This window comes from Thermosulfurimonas dismutans, from assembly GCF_001652585.1.
Lineage (GTDB): Bacteria > Desulfobacterota > Thermodesulfobacteria > Thermodesulfobacteriales > Thermodesulfobacteriaceae > Thermosulfurimonas > Thermosulfurimonas dismutans.
Genome location: NZ_LWLG01000025.1, coordinates 1 through 9,971, shown reverse-complemented (window position 1 = coordinate 9,971; position 9,971 = coordinate 1). Strand labels below are relative to the sequence as shown.

Annotated in this window: 5 protein-coding genes; 2 read left to right on the top strand and 3 right to left on the bottom strand. The window is 50.1% G+C overall.

Annotated elements, in window-relative coordinates:
- The 3 genes from TDIS_RS10380 to TDIS_RS10920 all read right to left on the bottom strand — a co-directional run.
- On the bottom strand, positions 1 to 767 hold a 767-nt coding region (locus TDIS_RS10380), incomplete at its 3' end, for an IS256 family transposase (RefSeq protein WP_153303837.1).
- 77 nt (positions 768 to 844) lie between these two features.
- Positions 845 to 2,392 (bottom strand): ATP-binding protein, encoded by a 1,548-nt coding sequence (locus TDIS_RS10375; protein WP_068671820.1) that lies wholly within the window; start codon positions 2,390 to 2,392, stop codon positions 845 to 847.
- 98 nt (positions 2,393 to 2,490) lie between these two features.
- Positions 2,491 to 3,774 carry a response regulator transcription factor gene (locus TDIS_RS10920; RefSeq protein WP_161939524.1) on the bottom strand — a complete coding sequence of 428 codons (1,284 nt, stop codon included), beginning with the start codon at positions 3,772 to 3,774 and terminating at the stop codon, positions 2,491 to 2,493.
- 185 nt (positions 3,775 to 3,959) lie between these two features.
- Here TDIS_RS10920 and TDIS_RS10365 point away from each other — a divergent pair, with 185 nt between their 5' ends.
- Both TDIS_RS10365 and TDIS_RS10360 read left to right on the top strand, forming a co-directional pair.
- The gene (locus TDIS_RS10365) at positions 3,960 to 9,647 is read left to right on the top strand and encodes a PKD domain-containing protein (RefSeq protein WP_068671818.1); all 5,688 of its coding nucleotides are present in this window, start codon (positions 3,960 to 3,962) and stop codon (positions 9,645 to 9,647) included.
- 99 nt (positions 9,648 to 9,746) lie between these two features.
- The gene (locus TDIS_RS10360) at positions 9,747 to 9,959 is read left to right on the top strand and encodes a hypothetical protein (RefSeq protein ID WP_068671817.1); all 213 of its coding nucleotides are present in this window, start codon (positions 9,747 to 9,749) and stop codon (positions 9,957 to 9,959) included.
- Positions 9,960 to 9,971: the final 12 nt, after the last annotated feature.

The following is a 9,971-nucleotide window of genomic DNA, read 5'->3' as shown; positions in this document are numbered from 1 at the left end:
GAAACATATCTCAAAGAATTCCTGATCTGGTGTACCACACACCTCTGAATATCCGCCTTCGGAAAGGTTGCCTCTATAGCTTTATCTAACCCTGTTAACCCATCCACGCTGAAAATGAAGACATCTCTTACCCCCCGAGCCTTAAGATCATTGAGCACTCCTAGCCAAAATCGGCTAGACTCTGTCCCGTCTATCCAAAAGCCCAAAATTTCCTTGTAGCCTTCAAGATCTATACTTATAACTACATCGATGGCTTTCTTCCTTACTTGACCATCCTCTCGGATGTTGTAGAAAATGCAATCGATCCAAAGTAGAAAATATTTTTCTTTGAGTGGACGGGCTTGCCATTCCTTGATCTTGGGCAGAATCCGGTCTGTGATCTTGGAAATCAGAGAAGGGCTTACGTCAAAACCATACATATCAGAAAGAATCTCCTGGATATCTCGGGTACTCATACCCTTGGCATAAAGGGCTGTTATCTGATTTTCTATCTCATCAAGCATGGTTTGACGCTTCCTGATAAGTTGGGGCTCAAATTCCCCTTTCCGGTCTCTGGGAACTAGGAGCTCAATAGGGCCACAGGTGGTTTTCACGCTCTTGGGAGTGTAGCCGTTCCGATAATTGTCCGAATCAGAGCGCTCGTACTTCTTGTAGCCTAAGAACTCTTCCAGTTCGGCTTCCAGAACCTCTCCCAGGAATTCTCGAGTAAACTCTTTGATGGTGGCTTGTACTTCCTGTGGCTTAGTGGCCTTCTGAATTTTGCTCATGGTGTCCACCCTCCTTTTTGTGATTTGGTCATTTTACAATTTCCACAATTGGGTGGACACTCCCCATCGTAGTGCATTTACTTCATCCTCTCCCATTCAAAAGTCACGATGTTGCGCTCCGTGCGGCTGAATTCCACACCGATAAGATAGACTTCTCGGAAACGGTCAAGATACTTCTCATGGTATCCTCGGTTCCTCAAAGTCTCTAGCGCCCGCCCCTCGGGCTCAAGTTCTACCACCTTGAACTCAAAAAGATAACACCGGTCCTCAAATTCCACGGCCATATCGAGCCGCCCGTGGCTCGTCGGGTCTCCCACCTTTACTTGGAGCCCCAGGGCGGAAAAGTAGGCGTAAAAGATGGAGGCGTAGTAGCCCTCGTAGTTCTGGATCTCGGACTTGCGGTACCAGTCGTGCGGAATGGAGGCAAAGAAGGCGTGGAAGAGGTCCCGTAGGGCCTGAAGGTCGTTTTTCTGGAAGATGCGATAGAGACGGATGAGGTTTTTTTCTCGCTCGCGGCGGTTCCGGACCAGGTAGTCCAGAAGGTGGCGGGTGAAGGCGGTTTTGACTTCGAGGTTGGGATAGCGGAGGGTATAGATGGTCATACCAGAAGCCCTTTCCACGAAGTCGATGGTGAGGTAGCCGGTCTGGAAGAGGAGGGTTTCCGGGGCGATGGAGTCCACATCGAAGCTTTCGAGGATTTCGTCTCCGGCCTGGAGGTGTTCGAGGTCGGGAATGAAGAAACGGTTTTCCACGAGGAGCTTGATGAGGAAGGTGGGGGTTCCGGTCTCGAACCAGTAGGGACGGAAAAGTCCGGAGTCCAGGCAGAGGAGTATATCGAAGGGGTTATAGACCGGCGGGCCGAGGAAGTTGTAGCCGTTATACCAGCGACGGATTTCTTCGAGATCGAGGTCTTTAAGGCGTTCGGCAAAGACGGTTTCAAGTTCCTCCTGGGTATAGCCGCAGATGGTGGCAAACTCCGGGTGAAGGGTGAGGTCTTTGAGGTTGTTGAGGCCGGAGAAGAGGGAGACTTTGGAGAACTTGGAGACTCCGGTAATGAAGACCAGTTTGAGGTAGGGGTCGGCGTCTTTTAAGACGGAGTAAAGGTTCTTGAGTTTTTCACGGATGGCTAAAGCCGTTTCTCGGTCTTCTATCCGGTCCAGGATGGGTTTATCGTATTCGTCTATTAGAACGACCACCTTTTGAGAAAATTTCTCTGCGGCCCGGATAATAAGTTCGTGAAGGCAATTCTTATAATTTCTAGTAGACTTGCAATTTATGCCCAAGTTCTCCTGATTTCGTTCGAGGATAAAAAATATGGAATCAATTAGATCGTTTATACCTTCTACTACTCCCGCTCCAAAGGAGATGTGGATAACGGGATATTGCACCGACCAATCCCAATGTTTTTCGAGATAAAGCCCTTCGAAAAGCTCACGGCGCCCTAAAAAGGCCTGTTTCAAAGTGTCCAGAAAAAGCGACTTTCCGAAACGCCTGGGCCGGGCCAGAAAATAAAACTTCCCTTCGTCAACCAGTTTCCTCACAAAAGGGGTCTTGTCCACATAGTAGTACCCCTCTGTGCGGATGACCTCAAAACTCTGAATTCCCACGGGGAGCTTTTTCTTCATCTCTTTAACTACTTTATCCAAAAATTCGGACCGGGAAACCCCCCTGGCTTATCGCCTCTGAATTTCTGGAAGAAAGGACTTTTTACCGATGAGGTCCTTTAGCTAAGGAGTTTCTGTAGGAGGTCGCTTTTAGAGGAGACGCCGAGTTTTCGGTAAACCCGCTGGAGATAAGTTTTTACCGAGGATTCGGAAAGATTGAGAAGTGATGCGATTTCCCGGATGGGTTTTCCGGAAAGGGTGAGCTTGAGGATCTCCCATTCCCGATAGGAGAAAAGTTCCCGCGGAGTTCCCAGAGCCCGACAGGTTTCGGCTAGACGAGTTTCGTCTATCTCCGTTACGAGGGAAGCTTTTCTTCTGTAAATTTCTCTTCCCCGCACCGTAGTCTGCACGAAGTAAAACAGGAGAAGCCCCAGCCCCAGGACGATGTTGCCTCCGGTGCAGAGAACCATGGGCCAGCGCTCGGTATAAAGCACGGGAAGTCCCACCATAGGTCCGGCGAGCATGGTTCCGGCTCCGAGACCGAACCTTCGCACCACATCTCCGCCCCGGATAAAGAGCCCGAAACAGAAAACATCTATGAGACCCGCTGCGGCCTGCACGGCATACATGGCTAGATTGCTCGTAAGCCTGGTGAAACTGTGAAGAAAGGCCACGGCGAAAACCCCCATCCCCACCCCCACCACCAGGGAGTAGTCGGGCTTTTTCCGAAAGAGAACTGCCGAAGAGAGCACCGCTCCGATGTAAAAAAGGAGTTCACTTCCGTTGAAATAGTAATACTTAACATAGAAAGGCATGAGACACACATAAAAGGTTCCGATTAGAAGGTAAAAGGCGAAGATGAAAGGGAGATAACGCAAGAGGTCTCCCAAGGGTTCTTTTCTCTGAGGATAGAACGGAGCCGGTACCTGGGAAAGGAGGAGGATCCCGAGCAGGGGGAAAAGTGCCTCTTTGGGGGGATTAACCCAGAGAGTGATCCCCAAGAGCACATTTCCCAGGGCCAGGCCCAGGGCCGAGGCCATCACCGGATCGCGACAGCGCCGTAGGAGGCACCCGATCCGCACGATGAGAAAGGCTGAGGTAATGCCTATGAGGGCAAGGAGATACTTCTGGAAAGGGGGCAGGAAGGGATAAACCGCGGTGAAGATGGCGGCCAGAGTTCCGGCAAAAAGCGAGACCACCCGGAAGTTTATCCGATGCCCGAGCCAGGCCACTAGGAAAAAACTTGCGGTATGCGGGATGATGAACCAGGAGAAGTTCTCCGGTCCGTTCATTTTGAGGAAAAAGTAACCCTGAAGAGGAAAGGCCAGAAGCCAGAGGTCGTAGGCCGCAAGGGCCAGTATCGGCAACCCCTCCCGGCGGAAGGCAAATCCTTTAAACCTCACCCTCCACCCCATTTTTCCGCAAAAAACACCCTAGTTTACAGAAAGACTACAAAAGGACTACAAAGTCGTCAACCGAAAAGACGACAGAAGTTGGCAGATTGTCGACTTGATTTTCCGGATCTAATAGAGCCATAATTCCCCAGCGCAATTCACTATAGCGCAATTCACTATTAGGAGAAAAAACGATGAAGAAAGTCAGAGTCAAAAAATTTCTGGCTTTCCTGGGGCTTTTACTCTTGATTGCCTCCTGTGGGGGAGGTGGAGGAGGCGGTAAGGAGAGTTCCTCTGCGGTTTCCTTCGGCACGCGAGGTTTCGGGGAGGTTACGGTTTCCGGGCAGGTGCGTTATGCGGAGGGTGTCCTGGTTAATGCTACTCTGGAGGGTATCAGTGTGGATCTTCTGGTGGATATGGATCGGGATGGCGAATATGATCCCGAGGCCGGGGACAAAGTTTATTCCGCATTAACGGATGCTGGAGGGTATTTCCGGTTTTACGGAGTTCGGGTGCCTCTTGAGGGAACACGGGGGTTGATAGAGGTTCAGGCCCCGGGCTTTATCCCTTACGCCAAAGAATATTCCCTTTATCCGGGGGCATCTCTCAGTATAAGCGACATAGAGCTTGAACCGGCCCCGAGCGTTACCATTTCTCTCAACGAGACGACCCGTGCCGCGGGGCCTATCTGGGTGGTTTATGGCGAGGACGGCTCTCTCAGAACTTATCGGGGAGTGCGGGCTCCTGGAGCTATTACGGCCAATGGAAGCCTGGTGGCCGTAAGAATAGATCCTGCTGAGGTTCCGGACAATGTTACCAGTCTCACGGTAACCCTGAGGGGTTTTGATTCGAGCGACCCCCAGGATATAAGGTATTTCCCGGGCGATTTCCGGGGAGAGGACCCCAATCACAAGCTTCCTGAGGTAGCTCTCGAGAGCGTAATGTTTTCTTACCTGGACCTGAGGGATCAGGACGGAAATCCCGTAACCCTGAAGCAAAGAGGTGGAACGAGACAAACAGACGATCCTTGTTGGGGAGATATTTATATCTATCTCACTCCCGGGGCTTTGGATAAGGTAAATCTCCTTGGGGATGCGGATCGCAACACCCCCGGCTGTCAAACCCCTCTTTATAGATTTCCCTCCGGAAATGCCACCGGAGGCTGGGAATATCGGGGAACTCTTACTTTATGCAAGGTTAACCCGGATGGAACACTTACTCCTGCTGAATGTTCTGAAACCGCTTCCGGCGGAAGCGCGGTAATGGTTTTTAGGGGACCTAAGGAAGGAGTGTGGTGGAATTTAGATTATGTCGCGGCCAGCATTTTTGGAGCTTGGCCTTCTCCATATCCATATGAAGATTGCAATATCTGGAAGGCAGAAGCAGCTAAAGGGGATATAGTTTCTTATGATTTGTACTATAGAAATTGTGTGAAACCAGTAATAAGCGAAGGTGGAGGAGGGGAGACCGGTGGAGGAGAAGCGCCGGAAGATGTACAGGGTATCCCTTATGTGCCGGTTTTGGAATACAGGTTCTTATTCAGGATCGGTCTTCCGGGGATCCTTATAAAGGCCGAGGGCCAAGGAATTAGTGCCGGAAATTTCACGGATGAAAAAGGTAAAACCCTTCTCAAATTGCAGGAACCTCTCCTTGTACAAAAAGACTACTCCTTCAACTGCACAGCGGCAAAAAATTTCATAGAAAGGAAAAAAGTAAAATTCTATGCAATGTTTCCGAGAATTGGGTTGCTACCTCTTGATCCTTCTGAATTCAGAGAACCCACAAAGGAGGAAAGGGAGAATTACGACTGGCTCTCCTGTGTTTATGAGTTTAGTCTTGCTGAAAATACCACTTCCGTGGTGGTCCTTGCCCGAAGCGCCGCCGGAGATGTCCTTTCTGGGAAAAGGGTCTGCATAAGCGATAATAAGTTCTTTCTAAAGTGCAAGGAGACAAACGAGGAAGGAGAGGCGGTGTTTGAGAATATTCCTCCAGGTTCTTATCGCTTTTTCGGCGAGCATCTGCGGGCTACCAATTCCATAGTGGAAGTCGGAGGAGAGAACAGGGTTGTTCTTCAGGAGGGGAACAATCCTCCGGAGGTGAGTTTTACCCTTGGTCGTGAACAGATCCCCGGAACCGTCTGGAGCATAGATCGGGATGTAGTAATGGCTGTCATAATCCGGGCCGAAGATCCGGACGGGGACCCTCTGCGTATTGTCTCCGTGCGCTGTCCCCAGGGGGTTATATCCTTTGATAATCAAGTCTATAACGGAACCATTTCTCGTGCTTCTCATGCCCGGTGTCGTTTTCACCCGGCAGCCAACGAAACCTCCTGGTGGACCGAGGTTACGGTAACCGATGGTTACGATAACGTAACCTTAAAACGAGACTTCTCTATTATTCATATATCTTACAAAAAGCCTCGATTCTTGGGTTATCAATTAAAGCCTCCCGAGTCGGGAACTTTCTATAAGGATCCATATGAAGAGATTTATTACAACGGGACTTATCTTTTACGCATAATGGCCTTGGATACCACAAAGGTTTCCCTTGATAACACTAATTGCACCCGTAAAGGGTCGTTTTCTTTTGAATGTGTTTTTCCTCCGGGTGATCAGGTAGTAAATGGCACCCTCACGGGGCCGGCAGTCCTTCCCTTCCAGTTTACTTTACACTTTACGGATAACTTTTCTCCCCACATTCTTCGGCTTTCTCTTCCGCAAACCAGAATTACGGATAACGATACTCTTACCGCTTATTTAACCCTCTATGATGCGGAAAGCGATAACCTGACCATAAGGGTTTTTCATGAAGAAAACCTTCTCAAGGAAGCTTCCTGCAGGCCCAAAAATCAAATTTGTAACTTTCTGCTCCAGCTTCCGCCGGAAGTGCTTCCTGCAGGAAACAATACCTTTACGTTAAAGGTTACCGACGGACGGAAGGGGCATGAGGACGAACGCTCTTTCCGGGTTTATATTGAAAGCACCAGGCCCTATTTCACCCGACCCCTTCCTTCGGAGACCATCCGTCTCGGAGCCGGGGAGAAATATACCTTTACCGTTGAGGCCGTAGATCCCAACGGCGATCCCTTGAGCTATACCTGGTATGTGAACGGAAAAGTGGTTGCTTCCGGAACCCCCTCCCTTACATACACTTTTACCGAGCCCGGTGTTTACACCGTGGAGGTCCGGGTCTCGGATGGCACCTCTGTGGTGAGTTCGGTTTCCCATGTGACGGTTGAGGGGGGTGGTGGGATTACCGGCCTCACCCTGAGCACCGGTTTTGAGGGTATTTACGTTACTCTTCTTGACGAGAACTTCCGCCCGGTGGAGACCCGTCGCACCGACGAAAACGGCACGGTGAGCTTTGACTATGTAACCTCCTCGGTGAACCTCGCCTTTCACCTTGATACCCGCAATATAGTGGTTCCCGAGTGGTTCGCCTTCGCCTGGAGATTATGGGAACAGTGGAGTTATGAATCCTCTTATCCGGCATGGTATATGTGGGACGCTCTCCTTAACAAACGGTGTGTTGAGGCTGCTCTTTTCGGTCTTCCGGATTTTAACGGAGACGGTGTATCCACTCCGGAGGAAATTTATCAGGACTATTTGAACCGTTATCCCGAAGACGGAGGAAAGCTTTATCTCTATAGGCTCTCCTATCTCGGATTTAAGGAAGCCGCTACCGTGGTAGTCTCGGGAGTGAAACCCGGGTCTCACGATGTGCGCGATTTTATCCGAAACGAGATTCTGGATCTGATTGGGGGAGGTGGTTGTTGCCGTCTTGACGGGTGGAAGTTCTCCGGAAGTACAACGGACTTTATGATGCGTTCCTTCTTCCGCACCGCCCAGCTCGGAGGAGGAAGGATCCTCCATCTCCTTAAAAACTTTTCCGGAACCCTTTCGCTTGGGGGATATTCCGGGTTTATCGGCCTGCCTTATGAGCCCATGAATGAATTCGGTGCACTTTACAATGATAATTCTACCCTTTACCTTTCTACCGGGGTTCCTCTGGTTCTTCTTTCCGGAAATCCGGGAGTCTTTTGGCTCCACTTGAGCGCAAACGACACCTATCATCTTAATTCCGAAGGATTCCTCTCTTCCCTTACTTATAATGGCACTTTTTCCTATTCCGGGAACCCCCGCGATGACTTCCGAAATCACCGGTTCGAGGTCTTCAGCCTCTTTGAAGGGAATATGTACAATTTAGGGTATGAAGAATCCTACCAAGGCTTTACCGACAACGACGGAAGGCTTACCGCTCGGGTGACCCTGGTTCCGCCTTTTACCGGGGATTCCGCGGCCCGGGTGCTGGTCCGCTACCATCTGGATAACGGAACCTTTAATTACTATGTGGATCGAATCCTTACTCCCGAGCAATTCTTGAGCGATCTTGAGGCGGGTAAATTCCTCTATCTTACCCGGCTTTCCGACTTTTCTTCGAGGATGCTTTCCCTTTCGGTGCACGCGGAATCCGAAGGGCAGGAAGTCGTTTTCGGTGGAAATGACGCCAGCCAGCTGGATGACATTTTCGTGGAAAAGAGTTTTATAGCTCCCAATTCCTCTTACACCCTCCGTTATTACGGCCCGCCTCCGGAAAGCGGCACCCTGGGTCTTGATCCTTGGGAGATCCTTCCCGAGGATCTCTATCAGAGAATATTTGAGACTGTAACTAATGCCACGGAGGTGAAAGTTGGGCCGCTTGAGGCCCGGAAGTGTAACTTCTATGACCCTCAAAATGGCATAGAACCTTATGCCGAGGAGTGCAGCTGGTTCCTGGCTTCGAGCCTGTGGAAAAGAACCTGCACTCAGCGGACGGATTTCTTCTCCGGGCTTTCTCCGGAAAGCCTTGTGGTGGACCGTGACGGAAGCCCTCATGCGGTCTATTACCGGGGTTCACTCTATCACCTCTGGAAGGACGATACCGGATGGCACACCGAGGTTCTGGAAGAGGGGATAAGGGATGGGCTGAAGGTGGCTGATATTGGTCCGCATCTTTCTCTCGTTAGCGACTCTGAGGGAAGGCTTCATGTGGCCTATGTGGTAAACGGCACCCTGAGACACGCCTGGTGGGAGGGTTCGGCCTGGCAGAAAGAGGATGTGGGTCAGGGGGTAGATGTTCAGGGTTACATCTCGCTGGCCGTGGATTCTCAGGGAGGTCTCCATCTGGTTTATACGGATACTTCCGGAAACCTCAAATATGCTTATAGGGCCGCTTCGGGCTGGCAGACGCAGGTCGTGGATGGGAACGGCTCTTCCGCTTATCCTTCGCTGGTGCTTGATGACTCGGATCGACCTCATCTGGTTTATTATCGAACTTCGGAAAGGGCTATTCTTTATGCCTTTAGAGAAGGAGGAGAATGGCGTACCCAGACCGTGGCCAACGGAACAGAGATAAGGGCCGAACATTCCCTGCTTTCACTGGCTCTTGATGCCAATGGAACCCCGGGGGTGGTTTATTCGGTTCCTGCTTCGGGTCAGCTTTATCCGGCCTGTCTTAAGTATAATTATTTCAACGGGACCTCCTGGGAGGTTGACAATGTTACCTGTAGGGCCGTCTATCCTTCTCTGGGCTTCGATTCCGCCAATCGGCCCTTTGTGGTGTATTACGATCCCGTAACCGCGGCGGTTTACTTTGCCCGTTTCGAAAACGGCACATGGTCTACGGAAGGGATTTCTGAGACGGGCATAGGCGATCTTTATGAAACTACTATTCCTTCGTTAGCCCTCGACGAAAATGGGACCGTTCATGTGCTTTATTATCGTAAGGTTCAGGAAGATCTGGAGTATGCTTTTCGTTCCGCTTCCGGCTGGCAGAGAGAAACCGCCCTTTCCCTTCCCGAAAGGTATTCCTATAAAAATTGCACGGAATGGGGGGTGAAATGATGTTAAGAATCTATCGAATTTTTTCCTTTATATTCTTCTATATTCTTCCTTTGTTTACTCTCTGCTCCTTCTCTTGCCAGATGGTATCAAGAGGTTTTTATGTATCACCCGGAACTAAGCTATCCGAAATCTCTGGCTGTCTTTAAGCAGAACATTTATGTGTTATTTGAGGGAGATAAAGTAAAAATTCTCAAGAAAGATGCCTCGGGTAACTGGTCTATTATCTTGCCTGAGGATCGGTTTCTGGTGGGAGGTGATCCAAATATTCACGCGCCTATATGGTTGGCGATTCTCAGGGACATATTCATTTAATTAACTTACTTT